The following is a 23,365-nucleotide window of genomic DNA, read 5'->3' as shown; positions in this document are numbered from 1 at the left end:
CCACTGCCTTGGCCCGCAAGCCCTGAGCAGGAGAAAGTGGCTACCGGACGATTTCAGAGTTCACTCTGTTTGAGAGCCCAAACGCCGCGGTGGGTTGTCGAATAGTGGCGCAAAAAGCTCCAACTCGGTTCGAGGTATCCGGCAGGCATCTGCCGCCTGCCGCCAAGCGCCCAACGCCTTGCGCACGGAGGCGAGGATCGTATCCCGTTGGCTGGGTTGAACGAAGTATTCAGCCGAATCGAGGAGTGCCGCCATTGCGTCCTCCCGGCTGGTCGCTCCGTCAACGGCGGTGCTGCGCTCCGCCGCCATATCCGGATTCGGGTTGACGTCGAACGCCGGCGAAAACCGCCAGCCACTGCGCCCGCGGAGGAAGCCATGGTTCCGAAGATGGTCATCTGTATTGTTCACCGCGATGTTGAAGGCAATCCTCCGGAACAGTTCTTGGCGGTCGGCCTTCGGTGCCTCAGAGTTCTCATCGATAACGTCCAGAAGATCGAGGTAGTCGCCGTGCGCGCCATCGGTCTGTTCAAGCATCGTCATCGCCGACGAGTAACCGATCCTCCGCTCCCCGTCCCGGTCGAAGCGATCGAGAACGAGGACTGAATCCGTGGCGCCCAGGGGCACAAGCTGGTGCCGGGGAACGGAGATGCCGGCCGCTTCGGCCATTCGCAGCAGGGCCGCTTCCCAGGCTATGACCGCCCAGTGGTCGCCTTGATGCCCAAATTTAGCGATCGCCAACCGGCCTCCGTCCTGCACGGATGCCTTGGGGCGGGCTCCCCCAAGGCTGCCGGTCCCGGCGTCGAGCAGTTTCTTGAGCGCACTCAAGTTGCCTGGATCGCTCTCGACGTCTTGAGCGGCCTGACGGAGCTCGGGAAGCTGCACGAGCTTGGGCACGTCGGTTCCGTCACTCAGATATTGGCCGTTCCCCACCCGGAACCGCAATGCGCCCTGCCGGGTGCGGTCGGACACCCCCAGGAGGAAGTCCAAGGCAGTGAGCGTCCCGGCGTTCCGGCCGAACTGTCGCGCCTCCGCCTGGAGCCGTTTCGTGATGATGTGCCGTCCCCAGCGGTCTGGTGACGCGTCGTCAAAGGCAGCGGGGAGACCTTTGACTGCGTGGTTCCCGCCCGAGAGTGGCAGGGCCGGGTCGATCGGATAGGAGCCTGGCAAGGCGAGGTAATCAAGGGCATACGTGAAGTTGGTGGTGACCACTCCCCGCTTCGCCGCAATGAAAGCCCGGCCCACGTTCACAGTGCCTGATTCCATTTCGAGATCGACCTCGATTGGTTCACTCATCGGCGCACTCTCTGCGGCAATTCCTGGTCTGCCCGCGCACGGCCGAAGTCGCTCTCGTAGGGGTCGAAGGCGACGTTGAGCTGATCTCCGAGGCCGAGGACCCGCGCCACTTCGAGGAAGGCCTCGAAACCGACTCCGAGCTCGCCATGTTCGAGCTTGCGGAGCGTGTTGCGACTGAGCCCGGCGCGGTCGGCCACCTGCTCGGCGGTGAGGCCGAGTAGTTTTCGCCAGGTAACCAGCTGCTCGCCGATTGTGCGTGCAGTCCGCTGCGTCTTCAGGGACGTTCTCTTCGTGGCCACACTTTAGATCCTACCAATAAAGGTCATAAAAATGACCAATAGAAGCTTTAATGGTCATGTAAGCGACCATAATTCTCGGCGGACGCATTCTCGGAGCACTTCCAGATCGCTCCGTACGCGGGATTCCTTGGTGGTCAGGTGCAGGCCGACGTCGTCCATCTTGACGATGAGTGCGACGGCACCGTACACGAGCACGGTGATCACCAGAGCCCCGATGACCAGGATGCTCAGATTGTACGGTGGGGGCAGAGGTCGACGGCGGCCGGTGCCTCCGCCGCGACGGTCTCCGCCGCACGTGGACTACATGTGGAACTACTTGACGGCGTTGAACGCGTTCACCCGGCCATTTGCCCAGAACGTGCCGGTGCCGCCAATTTTGTCCGCGGTTGACTCAACCTTGGCGCGGATTGCCGAACTGCCGGCACCAGGGTTGGTGCTCCACGCGAGCGCGGCAGTGGCAGCGACGATGGCCGAGGACACCGAGGTGCCGTTGCCGACGTCGTAATTCAACGACCGGTTGTTGGGCGCGGCCAGCGCGAAATCGTGGTTCGGGAAGGTCGAGTACACGTTGACTCCGGGTGCTGCGATGTCCACCCAGCTGGCTCCGTAGGTTGAGAACGATGCTTTCAGGTCGTTGTTGTCCGTGGCGGCGACGGCAATGACGTTCGGGTATGCTCCAGGGTAGATTTTCGTCTGGTTGCCGCCGTTGCCTGCTGCGGCAACCAGCACCACGCCTTTGCTCCACGCGTTGTTGACCGCAGTTTCGAGGGTGCGCGATGCCCGCACACCGAGACTCATGTTAATGACCTGCGCGCCGTTGCTGACCGCCCAGTTGATACCGTTGGCGAGGCTTGAACTGGAGCCGACCCCACTGTCGTTGAGCACCTTGCCAGCCAGGATGCTGCAGCCAGGGCATACCCCCGCCACGCCCTTGGAGTTGTTGTAAATGGCAGCGACGGTGCCGGCCATGTGGGTGCCGTGCCCGTAATAGTCTTCTGCCACAACGTCGCCGCTCCTGGTTGCTGAGCTGCTGAAGTTGGCGCGGGCAACAACCTGCGAGGAGATGTCTTCGTGGTTGCCGTCGACGCCCGAATCGAGGACGGCAACTTTGATGCCGGCGCCGGTGGTGACGGTCCACGCTTCGACGGCGTCCACATCGGCATCCGGAGTACCTGCGGCTACCTGGATGTCGCCCTTGGTGTTGGTGAACGCCTGCCCGTCGTTCTGGAGCCCGTACTGCCGGGGGAAGTACTGGTCCGTTGACAAGGCGGTGACCTGGTGGTCCGGCTCAGCATATTCAACCGCCGGGTTCCGGCTCAAGGCGTCGATGAGCTGCTGTTCGTTGCCTCCCGGCACCGTGATCAGGTGGGCGCCGGTGCTGCCGACGCCGGGCCCTTCACCCAGGCCGTGCTGGCGCAGCACACCCGCGGCGGCACCGCCGTCGCGGAATTTGACGATGATGTGCCCCGCGGCGCCTGAAGGGGCTGCCGCCGCAGCGCCCGGGACGGCACTGGTAATGGTGCCAAGCACCAGGATCATCGCGGCGAGGCCGGCCATAAGCAGTTTTTTCATAGGGTCATCTTGCCCCTGTCCGTTGCTGCTGGGTAGGGGTGACAGCCCCCCTGAAAACCCCTGCGGCTGCCGCGCCACCCGCCTGCCAGCATTACCGGGGCCGTATCTGGGTTTCTACCGGGAGCTGCGCCCTTGCGCGGCGGAGGTGATGAGGTCGCTCTTGGGCAGCGCAACGCTCGTACGCAAGGCTTCGGTCCAAGTCGCGGTGTCGGTGACGGCGGCCCAGTTCGAGTGCAGCAGCGCCATGAGGGTCTCGTGGACCAGGCGTGCGGGCGCGGTGCCGGCGTCGTTGGCGAGGTCGATCGCTCCGGTCGCGTCTGAAAGGACTTCGACGGCGAAGCCGAGGGGCTCGGCGGCCGCGGCGGAGGCGATCACACAATTGTTTGTCATGTACCCAACGAGGGTGATCGTACCGATGCCTTGTTCATGCAGCCAGGCTTCGAGGTCGGTGCCTGCGAAGATGCTGGAGAACTGCTTGCTGATGCGCTTGGCTGCTACGTTCTCGTGGGCAGCTACTTCGGGATGGTTCTGCCAGGTCGCCGATCCGGATGCGAACACCGGGGCCTCTGCCGGGAGTTCGTGCTGGACGAGCACCACCGGCGTCCCGGTTTGCTGGGCAGTGTTGATCGCGGTCTGGATGCTGGCGATGGAGTCATCGCGGACCGGGTATTGGATCGGGAGCAGTCCGTCGAAGTATTCCTGCTGGGCGTCAATGACGATCAGGGCGCGGCGCGGTGCGGTCATGGGGTTCTCCTTGAATGGGGTTGGTTGTGAACGTGTGGAATTTGGTATGGGTGCTATTGCGCGGCGGCCGCAAGCGGCGCCTCCAGGTGGGGCAGTGCGTAGTGGTCGGCGATCAGGGTGATCCCGCGCTGGTCGAGGGTTGGCGAGTGGCCGCCGACGACGAGCATCACCTCATCCACGCCGGTGCGCTCGTGCAGGGCTTCGAGACGGTCGGCGACAGTAGCTGCGGTGCCATGGAAACTGCGGTTGGTATAGGCGTCGAGGATCTGCCGCTCCTGGATCGTGGCTTGGTAGGCCTCAACCTCGTCCGGGGGCAGGAGCAGGTAGCCTTCGTTTTTGAACATGCGCAGCATCGCCATCGCCGACGTTGCCGCCTGCCGTTTGGCCTCAGCCGGGTCGTCCCCGATCGCCGCGGGTACGCTGACGAGGGTGTGGGGCTTGGTGAGCACGTCGGAGGGCTGGAAGCTCTCACGGTAGACACGTAGGGCCGTGTCGATGTCAGCGTCGCCGAACTGCAGGGCGAACGCATACGGCCGGCCGAGCTGCCCGGCCAGTTGTGCTGAGTACGGAGAGGAGCCCAGCACCCACACCTCCGGGGCGGTCGAGGGCGCAGGCACCCGGTTTTCCTTTGCCTGCCAAGGGCCGGGAACCGCGTGGACGTCCCGGTAGGGGTGTCCAGGAGGGAACTCGTCGCCCAGGAACCCGAGCAACTCGAGCACCTGCTGTGGGAATCCGTCGTTGGCATCCGCGCCCCGGCGCAGAGCCGCAGCAGTCGCCCCATCAGTGCCAGGGGCGCGTCCCAGCCCGAGATCGATCCGGCCCGGGGCGAGAGCCTCAAGCATTCCGAACTGCTCGGCGATCAGCAACGGGGAGTGGTTGGGCAGCATTACCCCTCCGGCGCCAAGGCGGATGCGCGTCGTCTCCGCGATGAGGCGGGCAGCCATCAACGGCGGTGAGGACACCGAGGTCGCCCCCATCGCATGATGCTCAGACATCCAGAACCGGTGATAGCCGCGCTGGTCCGCCGTCCGTGCCAGCGAGATCGTGCCCGCGAGCCCCTCCTTAGCGATGATCCCGACGCCGGTGCCGCCCGCGGAGAGCACGGACAGCGTGAACGGGGCCCTGCCCGATGGTCGACCGAACTTCATACAAACTCCTCATGGAAAAACATGGTTTTTGGCGTGATTGAAGCGTAGCAGTTGCCTCACGCTTAAATGAAACTGATACCATGAGAATCATGTCGGAAACACTGCTAGCAGCCGTACCAGGCGCCGAAGAGCATCCCAGCCTCGCACTGGTCAACAGCGCAAGCGAACTGCCCGGGGGCAAACGCTACGACGAATTGGATGGTCCTGACGACGCCGCGGCTTGGCTGATCGCGTACGATCTCATCGCACCGGACACTGTGCTGCACGAGCACTGCCGGGGCAGACTCGCTGCACTGCGCTCTGATCTGCGCGACCTCTTCACTGCGCACATCACTGGAGACGTGCCCACGACAGCGGCCGTGCATGCCCTTAATCGTGCGCTGACCTCCGCCTCCGGCGCGCTGCTGTTACGGTTCGACCCTGCGGCGGGGTTCACCCGTAGCGCCGACCATCCCGTGACGCAGGTCGTCGAGCATGTCATGGCCGTCATCGCCGATGATGCCGCCTCGCTGCTCAGCGGCGACCAAGCATCGCTGCTCGCGTCCTGCGAAGCGGACTCCTGCGAACGATTCTTCCTCCGCACCCACGCACGACGGCAATGGTGCTCAACCCGTTGCGGCGACCGGGTCCGCGCCGCACGCGCCTACTCACGCAAACGCGCGCTGCACAGCGCATGAATCAATGTGCTGCCGAAGCCAGGCCGTACACAGCGATCCCGCACCGCTGCCCCGGCTCACCGCAGAGAAGCCCCGCTACTGAACCTGCTCTACTTGCTGTGGTGTCCCGGTAACTCTTCTGCCGGCCGGCGGCGCGGAGCGCCGACATTTCTCTGTGTGCAACGGATCGACGTTTTGGACCCTGTCGTTGGGCCCGCTGGCAATGACCCCGCCCTTCCGGGCGAGCGCAGCTCCGATAGAAATGCCGCCCTCAGCCAGAGTCTCCGGGCGGCCTAATAGGCGGCTTCAAATGCCTGCTGGGCGGTTCGGGCCAGCACCTTGTCGATCCGCACCACCGAAGGATGGACGGTCGACGGCGGCACTTGCTTCCCGCCGTCATCTTCCGTGCGTGCTTGGAACGCTGCTCCCTTTGGAACGGCCTCAAACACCCATGATTGACGTCACGCAGGCCCGAACCGCGACGCTATCGACTCACGCATCCGTGCCACATCAACGTCGCCGGCTGATTGCTCTGTCAGCACTTTGGCTAACCGTTTCGGCCAGAGTACGTGAACGCCACGAGTCGAGAAAGCGCCCCCGATCAGGGGCCAGTCTGCTTCGACGAAGCACAGCACCCCCGTGACCGGAACATCCCCGACGAGGTCGCGCACGACGTCCACCTGCTTGAGCACCCCGTCCACCAGTTTCGTGCAGTCACGGCGGCCAACAAGGAGCTTCTCGACGCGTGGGCGAAGGATGCCGCCCTCGATCTTCAGTTCAGGCCGGCCCTTGTACCGCTTGGCATCGATAACCCAGATTCCACCAGGAGTGATGGCGATGTGGTCGATGTTGGCCTTCGATCCGGGGATGCGCCGATCGTGGAGGACAGCCAGGCCGGCCGAGCATAGGGCATTGAGCCGAGCGCCGAGCCGTTCCTCACCGAGCGCGCCCTGATTCCAGGATTTCGTATGTTGCCGCTCGTCAGAGAGGGCCACTGCAAGGCCACCGAAGCGGCCCCACTTCTCGCGGAGCTTCTCCTCGTCCTTCGCCTTTCGGCGCTCATATTCCCGGCGGGCGGACGACCCGGCTACTCCGGAGTCCGTAGACAATGACTTCTCATCAGGTGGTTCCAGATCGGGAGGCACACTGTCCGTAGCCTCGGGGGCACACTCCAAGCAGCGGACGGTCTTCGTCTCGCTTTCGTAGATGGCTACCGTCCCGGCCGGACCAGCGCGCCCCGGATCGGACTTGCTACCTGTTTGTGACGGTTCGCCGCATCAACACGAACTAAGAGCGTCGTATCCCTCACTTAAGCTGAGCAAACTGACTCGCATTCTCTACTGGGGGAACATTGAAAGCCAAGACTCTTGGAGCCATAGCGCTCCTGCCGATCCTCCTCGCCGGTTGCGGCGGCACGCCCGCAAGCGCGCCAACGGCGCCAACTGTCGCTCCCGCCACATCTACGCAGGCTACTGACGCAGCTAGCCCTGGCGCGTCTGCAAGCGCGGCATCGGCTAAGTCCTCCCGCGGGAACATCGTCAAGACGCCAGGTGAAGGCGCGTCTGTGACGGACAAGGAAAAGACCGTTGCCAGCTTTGTAATCAACTCCATCTTGGTTGACCCTGCGTGCACGAATAGCTCCGCTATGCGGGCAAAGAACGGCCATTTCGTTGTATTGGATGTTTCTATGGAAACAATGCCCGCGCTTGCCGACTCAGTAAACCCGCAGTTTGGACTTGCCGGCTACGGCTGGAAGGCCATCGCCGACAATGGGACCACATTCAACGGCGATGTTGCGTCGTTCGAGTCGTATATGTGCCTCACTGAAGCCGAAAGATTCCCATCAGCTCTCGGTCCCGCCGAGAAGGCGACAGGAAAGATCGTTTTTGACGTCCCCACAACTACTGGCGTGCTCGTCCACAAGCAGGCATTCATGCCGGCAGGGTGGGAATGGGCATACCCCGCCAAGTAGCCTGCATTCAGCAAGGACGGCCCCAGCTAGTCCGTCGACCGGCTGGGGCCTCAAGTACTCGGGGCCCATGGCTGAGATTGCAGGAATGAGCCAGTGGGCGTGACATCTGGTCCCGATGCTGGTGCTACGAGCCCGCTCCTCCCGGACCGGCTGCCGTAATCCAAGCGATGAACCGCAGTTCGCCGAAGAGTGAACACACCCTGATGCCCTAAGTGCTGGGTCCGCGTAGGCAACCACCCCTGTGGCAGAATCCTCCTGTGATCGAACCAACCAACGAAGTCGGTATCCGCGTCTCCGAGAACAACGCTGTTCTCGTGGGAGACCCAGACCTAATCAGCGCCCTCCTTTCGCGGTTGGATGTTGACGCTAAGCAGGTACAGAAGGCGGGCAGAGGGACAGCCGACCTCGTAGCGCAGGCCACGGGCATCGGGGCGGTCGTCTCGGCGCTGGACGGCAGCTGGGTGCAACTCACCCCGGACTCCCATCAGAGGCTCATAGAGCTGGCAAACTTCAACATTTCCCCCGGGGGCACGTTCAGCGGAGCCTTCCGGGGAACGAAGGGGCAAATTGATTCGTTTGCCCAGTTCACGACAGGCGGCATGAACCCGCTGGTCATATCGAACCTCGCGACGCTCACTGCGACGATGGCTCTTCAAAGCGCCGTCGCGCAGCTCGAGGATCTAGCGCGGGCGATGGACGTCAAGTTGGATCGCCTTCTTGAAGATAACCGCGCCAAGGCACTGGGCGACATCCAGGGCCTCACGCAGGTGCTCCTCCGTGCATTCGAGCTGTATGAGGAAACCGGCAAGATAACTGACACTGCCTGGTCCCAGGTCGCAGGTCATGCCACGGCCCTTGCACAGGCGAGTTCACACGCGCTGGCCCAGATAGAGACCCTGACGCAATCTCTGAAGGCGCGTTCCTTTGCCGATAAGGTGAACGCTGCCGAGACCCTTGCGGACAACGAGCTGCGTTCATGGCTCGTGATTCTGGCTGCTTGCCAAGCGAATCAGCAGCGTCTTGAGACGCTTGAGCTTGTTCATCTGCGCCAACGCGACCCCGAGGCGGTCGAGGCACATGCCGCATCCATCCAGGTCTCCGCAGCCAAGCGGAACGACGCCGCTGCGAACCGGCTGCAGTCCTTGGTGGATGCGCTGACATCGGCCGCCAACGTCAGCGACTTCAATCGTCTTCGAAGCCCGCTGAAGAGCCGTTCGCTACTGGACTCCGCTGAAAGCGCCAACAGACTGATCGGCACCTTCGCAGAGATTTATGGACTGGATGGCCTGAGCCAAGGAGAGGTCGAGCGAGAGACGTGGCGGAAGTCCTTGTCCGATTTGGCCAAAACCACGACGACGGCGGTTTCGTCCGCTGCAAAGGCGGTGCCAGCTGGGATCGCGAAGGCTGGCGGTGACGCTGTGATCAGGGCAGCCAGCCAAATCGAGGCGCAGCGGTCGCCCGCAAAAGATATTACTTCGCAGACTCCGGAGGAGCCTGCGAACCCGAAGGCCGTAGACGTCCGCTGATTCGGCGAAACAGCCGCTAGCCAGCCAGGTGCACCACATCACCGCGCAGCTCAAGCCGATTGGTATCGACGCCATACTGCAGACCCTCGTTAAGCCGGGCCGTCACTGCCGGCGTACGCCGGGTCTTGCCGAATAGATGCAGAGTCTCACGGTGCAGGTCTCCTATGGAAATACCGCCGGAGCCGCGGACAACATGGACCATCGCATTTCTAAGCTCTACGACGCTAATGGCCTCCGGGTCACGGCCTGACCCCGGCTTGTTCGGCCGAAACTGTGTCCAGGCCTCCCGGTCAACCGCAGCGTCCCAGATAAACCCGTCCCGATCGCAGCGATGAACCGATGAGTCCAAAGCATCCAGGACGGAATTGGCCCGGTCCGCGTTCATCTTGTTGAGGTTGAACGCCGCGCAGGCGAGCCTGGCCAGCCGTTCCTGATGAATCGGCCCCTCCGCGTCAACGATGGTTCGGAGGGCTTCACGTACGGCGAGCACGGACCGCCGGGAAGGCAGGGCGTCCAGGACGTCTCTGCTACCGAAGCGACGGACGGTCCACGGCTCGTACACGGGGCGATCACGCTCGACGACAGCCGTCGCAGATCCGGGCCCACCGCCCGCCGGAGCCAGCAACGGGGCCGACGAGCCAACGGGGAACGCCGCGGAAGCCGGAGGCAGCGGGCTGTTCAAAGCGACTCCGGGGATGGAAACGGCCGGCTCGTCGTTCAAGCCCCCAGTTCCCGAGGAGGGAGCAGGCTCCGCATCCGGACCCGCCAATCCCGATGCCGCCGCAGTGAGAGTCGTCTCCAGCTTGTCCAGTACGGCTTCGCGGTCGCTGAGCCAGGCGGGCAGCCAGACCCGCTGCACCGCGGGCCAACGCATCATCCGGGTCAGAACGTCGCCCGGCAGCCCGTCCCGGTCGCCCGCGGTACGCCGCGCCGCCCACACGGGGCTGTCCAGGAGGACAGCCATCAACGGACGTCCCGGCGCGTCCGGAGAGGCGACACTGATGTCCACCTTGAAATCAGACAGTCCGACGTCGGTGGCGACGGCAAAGCCGCGGTCGCGCAGCGCGTCGGCGATTTCCTCCCGGTGCAGGTCCACTGCGAGGCTTCGCCGGCCGTCATAGGGCAGCGCTCCGGTCCCCTGCTCGGCAAGGTCCAGGTACGTGCGAAGGTGCTTGATCCCGACAGAACTTGTCTCCTCGGCACGAAGCTCGGACGGGCTGAAGCTCGAAAATACAATGACCTGCCGCCGCGCCCTGGTCACTGCGACGTTAAGCCTCCGCTCGCCACCGGCACGGTTCAGCGGGCCGAAGTTCAGCGGGAGGTAGCCCTTGTCGTTCTTGCTGAAGCCGGTGGAGAACAGGATGACGTCGCGCTCGTCACCCTGGACATTCTCAAGGTTCTTGACGAAGAGCCCTTCCGGGTCCTCATCGAGTGCCTTGATGATCCGGGGATCGTCGGTGTCACGCAGCAGGCCTTCGATCAACGCGCGCTGCTGGAGGTTGAAGGTCACGACGCCGACGGACGGCGAGCCTTCGGCTGCGCCGAATCGACGCCTAATCTCTTCGACGATTGCCTTCGCTTCGATGGGATTGGTCCGCAATACCTTCGACGTTCCGGAGCGGTGGAACTGTCCGTCGACCCTGACGAAGTTGACGCCGTGGCCGCGGAGCCCGGCGTCGGGAGCCCCATGGGACGGCCCGGGGAAGGACGAGAGTTTGCTGTCGTAGTATTGCTGGTTGCTGAAGGCGATCAGGGATTCGTCCTGGCTCCGGTAATGCCAGGACAGCCATTGCCGGGGCACCCGCGCCTCCACACATTCGGACAGGATGGATTCCATGTCCTCCACCGCTGTGGCATCCGTCTCTAGGTCGTCCAGCGAGTCCCCGGATGACTCCGCGAACGACGTCGGGGGCATCTGCTTGCTGTCTCCCACCACCACCACGGAAGCACCGCGGCCCATGGCGCCGACGGCGTCTGCCACACGGATCTGGGAAGCTTCGTCGAACACGACGATGTCGAAAAGGTCCGCCTTGGCGGGGAAGAACCGCGCCACCGAGTCCGGGCTCACCAGGGTGCAAGGCATAATCTGCGTGATGAGATCGGCGTAACCCTCCATGAGTTTGCGGACCGTGAGGCCACCCCGCTGCCGATTCAGCTGACGTTGCAGCTCCCCCATCCGGCCGTTGTTCGACGACGCCGAAACCTTCCGTGAGCCGACGACGCCGGCGGCCAGATTGCGTTTCAATAGCTCCCGGACAACAGTGGCTCGGGTTGTGAACCTCTCGATAGTCCGCTCGTGAGCCTGGGCATCGAAGTCCTGCAAACCCGCCGCTGCCTGCCGCTCCTCGAGCGAGCTTTCGGCGAGCCCGCGTTCGAAGGCCGTCGCTGCATCGTCGGCGTCGAGCGAACCATCGAGGATCGCCGCGCGGACGTCGTGGAGTCCAACGCCGCGGAGCGGCTCAACGTGGGCAAGGAGCTCGCGCCACCGCTGCAGGGGTTGGGATCCTGCGTCGTCCAACGCGCGAGCGGCCCGCGTAGTGGACCAGACGTCCAGGACACCCTGGTTTCCTGTCCAACGCTTGAGTTCTGCAGCCTCGACGGCGGCATCCGTAGCAAACGCGTCCCACGCGGCCGCGAGTTCGCGGAGCCAGCCGACCAGGTTCTCGTGGACCGCCGGCCCCTGCTCCAGGAAGTCGCGCAGCGCGGTTTGGAAGGTCGGACCGTCATCGGTGACGGTGGGTTGCACTGCCTGAGCGGCCCACCGCAGCCAGCCCAGCCGGCGATTTAACGCCTCCTGATCAGCCGCTGTGAGCGGGTTCCAGGCCTGCAGGACGCCGACGCCGGGAACAGACGCAGTCTCGGCCCGCAGCTGAAGGACCTGGTGCTGCGCTGCGACCAGGTTCGCCAGCAGGGGCACGAGCTCCTTGGGCCGGATCTCGGCACCAGTTTGAAGCACGGTGTCCAGCTCAGCAGCCACGGCGCGCAGACGCTTCTTGCGCCCGAAGAAACCGCTGGCGGCCGCCTGTTGCGCCCGTCCTTGGATTTCCTGCAGGGGAAGCTCCATGGCCTCCGGCGCGACTTTGTCCAAGCCGGGGTGGTTGACAGCGGCGAAGGCCGTCACCAGCTGCTCCAAGTTCCGGGCGCCTGCGGACCATTCGCCCGAACGGATCACATCCAAGGTCTCTACGGGCACAGTCCGGTCTGAGAGAAGCGCGGCGAGCGTCTTGACGTCGGACGGCTGCTTGGCGGACCGCAGAACGTCGTCAATTCCCGCAACGGAGCGAACGGCGTCGAGCGCTGCATCGATGCGGCGCCCGAGCGTGAGCAGCTGATTCGCTTGGGCATCGGTGACCGGGCGGCCGACAAACCGCCAGGGGTGGTCCGCCGCGGGCCGTGCCCGATCGGTGAATTCCGGCAGTTCCAGGAGCAGGGCTCGCAGGGACTCCAAAACCGTGTCGTTGGCCGACGCAGCAAACCCCGCTCCCAGATTCAGGGCAGGATCATCGGACTCGAAGGTGAGGGCCTTGGTCCGGGCGCTGTACATTGACAGCTTCGCACCGTTTTCCTCGTGCAGCCGGGCGGCATAGCGGATCAGCGTCCGGCGTGCGGCCGCCAGATCAGTTGCTGCGGTGTCCAGCTGCTGGGTATCAGCGGCCAGACTGAGCTCGAGCGCGTTCTTGATCTGGGCGCGGACCATGGCGGGCTTGCTCCCCTTGTCATGCAGGTCCAGGGAGAATGGCGCCATTCCCACTTCGGCGAGCCGCTTCTGGACGACGTCCAGCGCGGCACGCTTTTCTGCCACGAAGAGCACCCGCTTCCCTTCCACGATTGCGCGGGTGATCAGGTTGGTAATCGTCTGGGACTTGCCCGTGCCGGGAGGTCCTTCGAGCACGAAGGTCTTGCCGGCGACGGCCGACGCCACGGCCTGCAGCTGCGACGAGTCCGCGGGAATCGGGCACAGTGCGGCAAGAGCGTCGAGGTCGACGTCGTCAGTGACGCTTACCGGGTCCTGGAAAACTTCCGTCGGGGTGCTGATGAGATGGTCCACGAGCTTGTTCGCGGCGAACTGTTCCCAGTTCTCGTCCAGGTCCTTCCAGAGCCTGAACTTGGCAAACTGGAGCATGGACAGGTCCACGGTGTTCTCCACCCGGAAGGCCAGGCCCTTGGCCGATACCGCTTCCCTGACGGCGTCAAACGCGGCGTCCAGATCAATACCGGAACCGTCCTCGGCCGGGGCGGCAAGCCCGGGGATCCTGAGTCCGTGGGATTGGGCGAGCTTCTCGAGCAGGCAGTAGTTGGGCGTTGACTGGCCGGCCTCGTCCAGCGTGACGCGGTACAGCCCGTTCTTTCCCGCTGACGTCAGATTTACGGGGACCAGAACCAGTGGAGAGCGCAGGGTACGGCCATCGAGTTCCCAGAGCAGGCTGCCGAGGGCCAGGTACAGGTTGTTGGCGCCGGTTTCTTCTGTCTGGGTCTTGGCCTTATAGGCCAGGCCGCGCATTTTGGAGTTGTAAGCCTCTTCGGTGACCTCGGCGAAGACGGCCTTCTTCGAGCTGAGCATGCTGATCAGTTCGTCCTGCGGGAGGTCCCGGCCGAAGCGGATCCCGCGTTCCTGGTGGACGGCGCTGATCTGGTTGGACGGAATGAGGCTGATGGGGGTGCCGTTGTTAATGAGGTCCTCGAAGGCCCCGATCCACGAAGCGGGAACGGCCAAGGGGAAGCGTGCCGTGTCCGTGAAGTTGATGAGGCGGTTCCGCAGGCTAAGGTCCAGCAGTGCGTTCTTCCACTGGGTAACGCGCGGAGGAACATCCGAGGTGGTCCCGTCATTTCGGATGACCCTTCCCTGCTTCACGGGGAGGACGGGGACCGCCTTGGCCTCGGGGACGTAGTTCGTGACTACCGTGTCCCCGGTTGCCGACGTGGTCCGGGCGGGCAGCGGGTAGATACCGTCCAGGCGGGCACGGCGGACATCCGTGACCGCATAAATTTCCCCGTGTCCCGCTTCGATGTAGTTCGCTTCCGGTCCCTTGCGCAGTAGGGCCGGCGTGATGGGCTGATTACCTGTGAGCAGGGTGGTCTCGATCAGACCGATGAGGCCCCGCTGCACCAGACTGACGAGTTCCACCACGTCGTCTGAGGCCGCCGTATCCAGTGCGCGCTCCTCGCGCCAGTACCCGAGGAAGGCATGACCTTCGACGATCCAGAGCTGGGGCCGGATGCCGCAGAATTCCAGGGCCGCAGCCATAACGACGGTCGTGTCCAGACAGGTCCCGAGTCGGTCCTCCAGCACTTGAGCGGGGGTGCGGATCTGCTGGCCCTGCAGGCCCCAACTGGCAGGGGGCATGCTGTAGCGGATGTCGCGGTTGCTGGCCGCCTGTGCCACGGCGAACACGATTTGATCCACGCGGTCGGCGTCGGCCAGGTACCCGTCCAGGCTGCTGCTGCCGGTCGCCGCCGCCAGGAGATCCGCCGCCTCGGAGACCAGCGTCCCGATGGCCGGGTGATGGGGCTGGACGAAAGCGGCCAGGAACTCATAGGACGCCAGGCCGTTGCCGGCAATCCAGAGCTGGGCCGGGAGGAGCTGGATCCGGGCTTCGGACCGGCCGATTTCCGGGGTCCCGGTACCGGGCGCGCCGGACTCGACGGTGACCACCACGCGGCCCGGCTGCTTGTCGGACAAGTCGTACATGGTCTGTGCTGCGACGTGGACGTCCAGATCGTCCAGAACGATCGATTGTCCGGCCGCAAGGTCGATGTACTGCTGGAAGTCCTCCGAGATCCGGCCGGCGCTGGCGAGCACCTCGACCCGAATCACGGCGCCGCGGATTTCCGTGCCCGGGTTGGTAATCACTACCTGGCGCAAGAACCTGAAATCGTTGTGCACCATGGGATAGCTGAGGGCTTCGGCGGCCGTGATCTCGAGGGACACCGAATGTTGTTTCACCGGCTCTTTTTCCGCAGCCGCAGCGGACCGTTCCGCATCCCCAGTTTCAGGGTCCCCTATTCCAGTCTCGACGACGTCGGTGGGTTCGCTTGCGCCGTCCCCTGCATTGCGGATCTTGTAGTCGTCCAACAGGGCAGTGAGTGACTGTGATGCACCATCAAGCTGGAGGTGCTTGGCCAGCCGGCCGGCGGTGTCCAGCGCGCGGTAGGTGTCCGCGTCATCGAAGCCCTCGTTGTGGGCCCAGAGGTTGCGGATCTGCCGGAGCTCGGAGGTGTGGCTGCGGGCATCGTGGGCCAGGTTGAAGGGGTAACCGAGCGAGCCCAGGGACTCGGTCATGACGCGGAGTTGCACGCTCAGATCCGTCGGCGAGTATGTCATCGGCGTTCTCCCGGCGCTGGCATCCTTGTGCTCCAGAAGCTTCGGCCATGGAACGCCAGGCGCGACGCCTTCTAGAACTGAAGCTATGTGTGAACCAAGGCTGGCTGCCAAGGTATCCAGAGCACGACCAACGTACTCGCGGTTGGAAAGCCCCATTTTGTTCCCCCATCTTGGGCGCCTGCGTCGGCGCCGCCCACTTCAACTCAGCCCAGAGTAGTACTCGGTGGAGCGACACCCAACCTCCGCTTCCACGGGAAAGGCAGGGTGAACCTCTCGGCGCCGGGCGGCCAGTGGGCGCCCGGGTTTGTGTGACTCCGGCTTGTGTGGGTCTACCTCCCTTGCGGGTTCGCCACTGCGGGCGGCCACTCGTCCCAGAGCATCGATGCGGCGGGCCTCGATGTACTTGAATGTGGCACAACGGTCACGAGTATGGCACCGTCGTTCTCGATCGCCGCCCCTAACGAACATTCGAATCGGAGTCCTTGTTGAATTCGCGACCTCAAACTATCCAGATCTTCCTTCCGCAGGGCGATCCTTCAGGTATACGCCAGGCTGAAATCACCACGAGGACCGTCCGTGTATTCGAAATCCCCCGCCCGTTACTGGCTGAATTTACAAAGATGCCGGAGGCGGGGCAGGTTGGACTTTATTTCCTATTCGGTCCGTCCGACGAAGACGCCCCGCGCTGCTACATCGGGCAAACACAGAACGTCGGCACAAGGCTAGCTCAACATGCTTCCGGAAAAGACTTCTGGGAGAGGGCACTCGTTGCTGTATCGCTGACCAACACTTGGACTAGCACGCACGTTGCCTACTTGGAGTGGCTATCGATTCAAAGGGCTACTGCTGCCGCCCGATTCACATTAGAAAACGGAAACTCAGCTAGCAACCCTCACACGCCGGTTCCGCTCGAATGGGAATGCCAAGAGTACATGGAAACGGTCTCCATGCTCCTTGCAACCTTGGGCTATCCCGTTCATCAGGAGCTTCAATCCGTCCCCCGTGCGGCTGTCGGCATTCAACACGAAGAACTTATCCTCCGGGAGCGGGGTTGCAACGCCACGGCCTACGCCAACGCGTCGGGTCTGGTGGTCAGACGGGGCTCCCGCGGCAATGCTGTGCCGGCACCCAGCGCCGAGCCCGGCCTCATCAAGCGACGGGAGTCCTTGATCGCACAAGGAATAGCGACCATCGAGGGGACTCAGATCGTGTTCCAGCTAGATCACCAGTTCAACAGTCCCAGCGGCGCCGCGGCCGCAGTCGTGGGCGGCAGCGTCAACGGTCGAACTGCCTGGAAGACAGTCGATGGCAGGACATTCGACGCGTTGGAGCGGGATCGCCTCGCCCCGGTCGCGGTTCAGGGCGAGTTGTAACGGCGAAGAACACGGACATGACATGTGACAGAAAGGGATGCCAGGGCGCCCGCGGCCGATGGTTGAACCCAGGGCGATACCGCAGGCCGGCAAGCTTGGGACGAGGGTTGTCCACAGTCAGGACGAGGTCGCCGCTCGGTGGCACCCAGTCCAACGAATCAGAACGCAAAGGTCTCGGAACCGACAGTCCCCCAAGCGTCCGCTTTTGGGTGAACCACGTGCCACGGTCCATGGCCCCTGCACGCGGGCGTCGTACGACCCCTTGGATCTGGCGGGACTCGGGTAGGTGGACGTCGTAGGCTGTATGCGCCCCCAAGGCATATCGCACGTGACGGGTTCTAAATCGACTCCCCAAGAGCCGAACCCGCAGAACTCGCATGGACACCCCGCTCGATACCTATCGTAAGCGGACAGCCCTGAATGTTTGGCGATCCCGGGGCGCCAGCGAATTTCGTGATAAGTTTCGGCTGAGTGACCCCTGGACGAGCAGAGGTTCTAGATTCTGCCGGGGGGCCTGTGAAGATCATCGACAATGTCAACGACCTGCTCGGTGATGATCTCAAGGCCGAGGTCACAGCCGGGTCAAAGGTTCGCATCGCCGCTTCAACGTTCTCGATCTTCGCTTTCGAGGCTCTTCGCAAAGAACTCGAGCAAGTCAATGAGCTGGAGTTCATTTTCACTTCGCCGTCGTTCCTGACGACTCAAGTCACTGGCAAACTCCCCAAAGAGCGGCGCGAGTTCTTCATTCCCGCGGACGGTCGAGCCGAGTCGAACCTGCACGGCTCCGAGTTTGAGGTTCGGCTCAGGAACAAGCTCACCCAGCGAGCAATCGCGAAGGAGTGCGCCGACTGGGTGCGCCGCAAGGTCACCTTCCGCTCAAACGCGACTGGAAACCCGATGCAGCAGTTCGCTGTCGTGGACGACAAAGCCGCATACATGCCGCTCCAGGGCTTCACCACCGCAGACCTTGGCTACGAGCGCGGCAACGCGGTCTCGAACATGGTGCAGCGCATCGACGAGGCGCCGATGACGGCGCAGTACATCCAGCTGTTCGACCAGATCTGGAACAACGCGGAACAGCTCGATGACGTCACCGAGGCGGTCTACGACCATATCGCCAGCGTGTACGCAGAGAACTCCCCCGCTCGCATATATTTCTTGATTCTCTACAACTTGTTTGCGGAGTTCCTCGATGAGATCAACGAGGACGTGTTGCCGAACGACCGCACCGGTTACCAGGAAACGAAGGTCTGGCAGAGTCTCTACAACTTCCAGCGCGACGCGGCGACGGGGATCATCAACAAGCTGGAGACCTACAACGGCTGCATCCTCGCCGACAGCGTCGGCCTGGGCAAAACGTTTACTGCTTTAGCGGTGATCAAGTACTACGAGCTGCGCAACAAGTCCGTGCTAGTGCTCTGCCCCAAGAAACTCGCGGAGAACTGGACGAACTACAATGCCAACCTCACGACGAACATCTTTGCGGAAGACCGGCTTAACTACGACGTCCTCGCCCATACCGACCTCTCGCGCACGGGTGGCGAGTCCCTGGGCTTACGACTTGACCGGATCAACTGGGGCAACTACGACCTGGTCGTCATCGACGAGTCACACAACTTCCGCAACGCCGACTACGCCGAGGAGAAAGAGTCCCGCTACCAGAGGCTCATGCGGCGAGTCATCCGCGAAGGCGTAAAGACCAAGGTGCTGATGCTGTCGGCGACCCCGGTGAACAACCGATTCAACGACCTGAAGAATCAGCTGCAGCTCGCCTACGAGGGTGAGTCAGAGAACCTTGCCCAACACTTGAACATATCGACGACGGTCGAGAAAGTCTTCAGCGACGCCCAACGCGTCTTCAACGAGTGGTCCAAGCTCTCTCCGGAGGACCGCACGAGCGAGCGCATCCTTCAGATGCTCGACTTCGACTTCTTCGAACTCCTCGATTCCGTGACAATCGCTCGGTCACGGAAGCATATCCAGGCGTTTTACGACACCACAGAGATTGGCGCGTTCCCCGAACGCCTGCCACCCATGTCCATCCGTGAACCGCTGACCGACCTGGCGGACGCACCAAGCTTCAACGACATCTTCGAGCAGCTCCAAGCCCTCACCCTTGCCGTCTACACTCCGCTGGCTTACGTGTTTCCTAGCAGGATCAGCAAGTATGAGGACCTCTACAACGTCACCGCAGGCAGCGCCCGCTCTAACCTCGGCCAGCAAGGGCGGGAGCAGGGCCTAAAGAAGCTCATGACCGTGAACCTCCTCAAGCGGCTGGAGAGCTCGGTTGACGCATTCCGGCTGACCCTGGCGAAGATCGAGGGCTCCGTAAACCGCACCCTGCAGCGCCTTGACTCCCACGCAGGCCCGCTCACGGAAGTGAGCGCTGACCTAGCGGGTCTCGACCTTGATGTGGATGATGACGACGACGCGAACGTCGAGGCGCTCTCGTTCGGCGAGAAGATCAAGATCGACCTCGACGATCTCGACATCGAATCCTGGCAGCGCGACCTGTGGAACGACCGCGAGACTCTGCGCGAGCTCCTCGACGAGATGCGCAAGGTCGTCCCGGCCCACGACTTGAAGCTGCAAAGGCTCAAACAGCTCATCACCGACAAGGCCGAACATCCAATCAATGCGGGTAACCGCAAGGTGCTGGTGTTCTCAGCCTTTGCTGACACCGCCAACTATCTCTACCGCGAACTTGCCCCTGCCCTCCAGAAGGCGGGTCTCGAGGCCGCCGTCATTACGGGCGGAAGCCACGGCTCTAAGACGAGCTTGGGTACCGGGTTCGACTTCCAGCAGGTGATGGCGCTGTTCTCCCCGCGCTCGAAGCAGCGTCACCTGACCATGCCTAAGGAGACGCGCGAGCTGGATGTGCTCATCGGCACTGACGTGATCAGCGAGGGCCAGAACCTTCAGGACTGCGATTACCTGATCAACTACGACATCCACTGGAACCCGGTCCGGATCATCCAGCGCTTCGGCCGTATCGACCGCATCGGCTCCATCAACGCTCAAATTCAGCTGGTCAACTTCTGGCCCGACATCTCCCTCGACGAGTACATCAACCTCAAAGAACGCGTCGAAAACCGCATGGTCATCGCCGACCTCGCGGGCACCGCGAACGACAACGTCCTCACTCTCGAAGACTCCGACGCCGCGTTCCGCAAAGAACAGCTCCGTAAGCTCCAGGACGAGGTCATCGAACTGGAGGACGTTCGCGCCGGTGTCTCCATCACCGATCTGGGCCTCAACGACTTCCGAATGGACCTGCTCGGCTACATCAAGGAGTACGGCGACCTCGCCACCGCCCCCAAAGGCCTCCACGCCGTCATCCCCGCCGACCCCGCCAACGGGCTGAAGCCCGGGGTGATCTTCGTGTTGCGGAACGTGAACACCGACGAGAACATCAACCGCGGCAACCGGCTCCACCCGTACTACCTCGTCTACCTCGACGACGAGGGGAACGTCGTCGCCGACCACACCGAGGCCAAGCTCCTGCTCGACCTCATCCGCGGGGGCTGCCGCCCCTACGACGAACCCGTCACCGACGTCGTGCACGCTTTCAATGCAGGTACGCGCGAGGGAGCCGAGATGGGCAAGTACTCCGAACTGCTCACGGAAGCGATCCGCTCGATGATCGACGTCACCGAGGAGCGCGACATCGACAGCCTCTTCACTGGAGGCCACACGACGGCCCTGACCCAGACCATCGCGGGTCTGGACGACTTCGAACTGATTGCTTTTGTCGCCGTCGTCGACGCGCACATGGGGGTGCCCGTCGATGACTAACCTGCTGTACCGGTGGCCAATATCGGCGAAGTTTGGCATCCGCGTGCCGAAGGAGAAGTTCTACGAGAACGGCCACGTCACCAACGCCGTCCGGGAGAAGTTCGTCACCGAAGTTCAGCGCATCACCTGGGCGTACAAGCTCGCAGAAGTCACGATCAATCTCCCCGGCAGCCCTGCGGTGCCTGAGGTCCAGGTCTTCCAGATCGACGCTAAGATGGACGACGTGTCCGAGCCGGTGTTGACTGCGATCGACAAAGCGATCCCGTTCCCGGCCGTCTTCGAGGTCACCCGCGGCTTCGGCGCCAATCGGTCCATTCGAATGGTCGCGGCACACAAGCAGCTCAGCGTCGGCGCGCCAAAGCTCAGCGCCCACTACTCGACGGAGTGGCAGCCAGTCGACACGGAGCGGCAGCCACTCCCGACCGCAATCACCCTGTCTTCCCTCTACACCGCACTCTTAGGCCCGCTGATTCCGGTGCCGGTCCGGCCGGGCGAAGAATTGTCGGCGCTGGCGGCCAGGCTTCAAACCGTGCGCAAGCTCGAACGCGAGATCACCGCGCTGGAGCGAAAGCTCCGCACCGAGCCTCAGATCAACCGCAAGGTCGAGCTGCGGCGCACTCTCAAGACAAAACAATCAGAGCTAGAGCAACAGAGGTAATCCGTGGAGAAATTACGCATGACGTCGCCGGACTTGACTGACGCTAACATCGATAAACTTGCTGAGCTGTTCCCAAACGTCATGACCGAGGCGCTCGACGCTGATGGCAACCCGAAGAAGGCCATCGACTTCGACCTCCTGCGCCAGGAGCTCTCCGACCACGTCGTCGACGGCCCCCAGGAGCGCTACCAGCTCGACTGGCCCGGTAAGCGAGCCGCGTGGTTTGCCGCCAATGCTCCCATCGCCAAGACCCTCCGCCCAGTCCGCCACGAGTCCGTCGACTTCGAAACCACTAAGAACTTGTTTATCGAAGGCGACAACCTCGAAGCACTCAAGCTGCTCCAGGAGTCCTATCTCGGGAAGATCAAGCTGATCTACATTGACCCGCCATACAACACGGGCAACGACTTCGTCTACGCCGATAGCTTCGCGACGACCAAGGACGAAGAACTCCGGCGATCGGGCCAGGTCAGCGAAGACGGGGTTCCGCTCGTCGCCAACACGAGCGCGAACGGTCGATTCCACTCGGACTGGCTGAGCATGATGTTCCCGCGCCTCAAGCTCGCGCGGAACCTGCTGACCGACGACGGCGTTTTGGTCGTCTCCATTGACGAGAACGAGCACGCCAACCTGGTGAACATCGGCACCGAGGTGTTCGGCATAGACGCTTATGTCGGCGAGATTGTGGTCAAGAACAGCAGTAGGAGCGATCAACGGTACATCTCGATGCAGCACGAGTACGTTGTGTTCTTCGTCAAGAACAAGTCGGTCAACACCGGGGAGTGGAGCGAGAAGAAGGGAGGGCTTGACCGCATCTATGCCGCCTTCAAAGGCTTCCGAAAGACGTTCGGCGAGGACTGGGACGCCATCCACGAAGCGGCGAAGGATTGGTACAAGGGATTTGCTCCATCAGACCCCGTGTATGCAAGCAAGCACTACACCCGCATGGACGAACGGGGGGTCTACTTCGCGGACAACATCTCGGGCCCGAACGATGGCCAGTACGTCTACGACGTACTGCACCCCGCTACGGGCCTCCCGTGCAAGGCGCCAGCTCGAGGCTGGGTTTTTCCCAAGGAGTCACTGGAACAGCGAATCGTGGAGAAGCGGATCCACTTCGGGCCTGACCACACGACGGTACCGAACCTCAAGACTTACCTCGCCAGCACCGAGCACCAGAGTCTGACAAGCATTCGCTACGTCGACGGCCGCGCCGCATCCAAGCGGCTCGCTGGACTCTTCGGCGAGAAGGTCTTTACGAATCCAAAAGACGAGCTGCTCCTGAAGGACATCTACAAGGCCATTGGCGTGTCCAGCGGCGATATCGTCCTCGACATGTTTGCAGGTTCCGGGTCCGCGCTTCACGCGGTGTGGGAACTCAACCTCGCGACCGGTGCCGAGGTGCATTTCATCGGCATCCAGGTAGCTGAGGATCTGAATGCATCGCTGAAGACGGCCAAGGGTGCTGCCAAGCAGATCACGACTAACGCAATCAGGTACCTCACGACCCTTGGCAAGCCACCGACAGTTTCCGAGATCGGGAAGCAGCGGCTTCGGCTCGCGGGTCACAGGCTCCGCGACAAGGCTCCGATGCTGGATCTCGGCTTCAGATCGCTGAAGGTTGACACGACGAACATGGTGGATGTCCTCCGCACGCCCGACGAGACCGACCAACAGGCACTCACAGGCCTGGAGGACAGCGTCAAGCCGGATCGGACGGCTGAGGACCTCCTGTTCCAGGTACTTCTCGACTGGGGCCTAGACCTATCGATGCCGCTCGGCACGGAGACAATCGAGGACCATGATGTCCTAGTCGTTGAGGACGACGCGCTCATCGCCTGCTTCGATACGGATGTGAGCCCAGAGCTGGTTCGAGCGATAGCAAAGCGGGAGCCGCTCCGCGCTGTGTTCCGTGACTCCGGCTTTGCCGCAGATGACGCCCGCATCAACGCGGAACAGGTATTCCGAGAGATCTCGTCCGCGACTGACGTGAAGGCGATCTGATAC

14 protein-coding genes and 2 pseudogenes are annotated in these 23,365 nt (G+C 62.9%); 7 read left to right on the top strand and 9 right to left on the bottom strand.

All coding sequences use genetic code 11. The annotated features are described in order from the left end of the window. Positions 1-60: 60 nt before the first annotated feature. From ACQCSV_RS05800 to ACQCSV_RS05775, 6 genes and pseudogenes are all read right to left on the bottom strand, one after another. On the bottom strand, positions 61-1,293 hold the full coding sequence (locus ACQCSV_RS05800) for a type II toxin-antitoxin system HipA family toxin (RefSeq protein ID WP_426939307.1): 1,233 nt from the start codon (positions 1,291-1,293) through the stop codon (positions 61-63). Then, positions 1,290-1,592, bottom strand: coding sequence for a helix-turn-helix domain-containing protein (locus ACQCSV_RS05795; protein WP_426939306.1), 303 nt, complete (start codon positions 1,590-1,592; stop codon positions 1,290-1,292). Before ACQCSV_RS05795 ends, ACQCSV_RS05800 begins: the two co-directional genes overlap by 4 nt. A gap of 120 nt (positions 1,593-1,712) precedes the next feature. Continuing rightward, positions 1,713-1,817: pseudogene (locus tag ACQCSV_RS05790) on the bottom strand (DUF808 family protein); the annotation flags it as partial. A gap of 87 nt (positions 1,818-1,904) precedes the next feature. Next, positions 1,905-3,164 carry a S8 family serine peptidase gene (locus ACQCSV_RS05785; protein ID WP_426939305.1) on the bottom strand — a complete coding sequence of 420 codons (1,260 nt, stop codon included), beginning with the start codon at positions 3,162-3,164 and terminating at the stop codon, positions 1,905-1,907. Positions 3,165-3,278: 114 nt separating this feature from the next. After that, the gene (locus tag ACQCSV_RS05780) at positions 3,279-3,908 is read right to left on the bottom strand and encodes a cysteine hydrolase family protein (protein ID WP_426939304.1); all 630 of its coding nucleotides are present in this window, start codon (positions 3,906-3,908) and stop codon (positions 3,279-3,281) included. A 53-nt stretch (positions 3,909-3,961) separates the two neighbouring features. Continuing rightward, the gene (locus tag ACQCSV_RS05775; RefSeq protein ID WP_426939303.1) at positions 3,962-5,056 is read right to left on the bottom strand and encodes an LLM class flavin-dependent oxidoreductase; all 1,095 of its coding nucleotides are present in this window, start codon (positions 5,054-5,056) and stop codon (positions 3,962-3,964) included. 80 nt (positions 5,057-5,136) lie between these two features. On the opposite strand from ACQCSV_RS05775, the gene ACQCSV_RS05770 reads away from it, so the two are divergent. After that, positions 5,137-5,733: a CGNR zinc finger domain-containing protein gene (locus ACQCSV_RS05770; RefSeq protein WP_426939302.1), complete on the top strand. Its 597-nt coding sequence runs from the start codon at positions 5,137-5,139 to the stop codon at positions 5,731-5,733. Positions 5,734-5,830: 97 nt separating this feature from the next. Here the strand turns inward: ACQCSV_RS05770 and ACQCSV_RS05765 are convergent. Together ACQCSV_RS05765 and ACQCSV_RS05760 are read right to left on the bottom strand one after the other, a co-directional pair. Next, a pseudogene (locus ACQCSV_RS05765) lies at positions 5,831-6,050 on the bottom strand (nucleoside deaminase); the annotation flags it as partial. Positions 6,051-6,173: 123 nt separating this feature from the next. After that, positions 6,174-6,821 (bottom strand): nuclease-related domain-containing protein, encoded by a 648-nt coding sequence (locus ACQCSV_RS05760; protein ID WP_426939301.1) that lies wholly within the window; start codon positions 6,819-6,821, stop codon positions 6,174-6,176. Positions 6,822-7,276: 455 nt separating this feature from the next. On the opposite strand from ACQCSV_RS05760, the gene ACQCSV_RS05755 reads away from it, so the two are divergent. Further along, positions 7,277-7,684, top strand: a complete 408-nt coding sequence (locus ACQCSV_RS05755) for a hypothetical protein (protein ID WP_426939300.1) — start codon at positions 7,277-7,279, stop codon at positions 7,682-7,684. A 257-nt stretch (positions 7,685-7,941) separates the two neighbouring features. Beyond that, entirely contained in the window at positions 7,942-9,210 is a 1,269-nt protein-coding gene (locus ACQCSV_RS05750; protein WP_426939299.1) for a hypothetical protein, read from the top strand. A gap of 16 nt (positions 9,211-9,226) precedes the next feature. Here the strand turns inward: ACQCSV_RS05750 and ACQCSV_RS05745 are convergent, their stop codons facing one another. Then, positions 9,227-15,688 carry a DUF4011 domain-containing protein gene (locus ACQCSV_RS05745; protein ID WP_426939298.1) on the bottom strand — a complete coding sequence of 2,154 codons (6,462 nt, stop codon included), beginning with the start codon at positions 15,686-15,688 and terminating at the stop codon, positions 9,227-9,229. A 329-nt stretch (positions 15,689-16,017) separates the two neighbouring features. Here ACQCSV_RS05745 and ACQCSV_RS05740 point away from each other — a divergent pair, with 329 nt between their 5' ends. The 4 genes from ACQCSV_RS05740 (at position 16,018) to ACQCSV_RS05725 (ending at position 23,362) form a co-directional block, all read left to right on the top strand. Further along, positions 16,018-16,905 carry a GIY-YIG nuclease family protein gene (locus ACQCSV_RS05740; protein WP_426939297.1) on the top strand — a complete coding sequence of 296 codons (888 nt, stop codon included), beginning with the start codon at positions 16,018-16,020 and terminating at the stop codon, positions 16,903-16,905. A gap of 516 nt (positions 16,906-17,421) precedes the next feature. Beyond that, positions 17,422-20,700 (top strand): helicase-related protein, encoded by a 3,279-nt coding sequence (locus ACQCSV_RS05735; RefSeq protein ID WP_426939296.1) that lies wholly within the window; start codon positions 17,422-17,424, stop codon positions 20,698-20,700. Beyond that, positions 20,693-21,358, top strand: a complete 666-nt coding sequence (locus ACQCSV_RS05730) for a DUF4391 domain-containing protein (RefSeq protein ID WP_426939295.1) — start codon at positions 20,693-20,695, stop codon at positions 21,356-21,358. Before ACQCSV_RS05735 ends, ACQCSV_RS05730 begins: the two co-directional genes overlap by 8 nt. A gap of 18 nt (positions 21,359-21,376) precedes the next feature. Continuing rightward, positions 21,377-23,362, top strand: coding sequence for a site-specific DNA-methyltransferase (locus ACQCSV_RS05725; RefSeq protein WP_426939294.1), 1,986 nt, complete (start codon positions 21,377-21,379; stop codon positions 23,360-23,362). The last annotated feature ends 3 nt before the right edge of the window (positions 23,363-23,365 follow it).

The sequence above is a fragment of the Pseudarthrobacter sp. S3 genome (assembly GCF_050156905.1).
GTDB lineage: Bacteria > Actinomycetota > Actinomycetes > Actinomycetales > Micrococcaceae > Arthrobacter.
The sequence above is the reverse complement of the archived record's forward strand: the minus strand, read 5'-3'. Positions and strand labels throughout refer to the sequence as shown.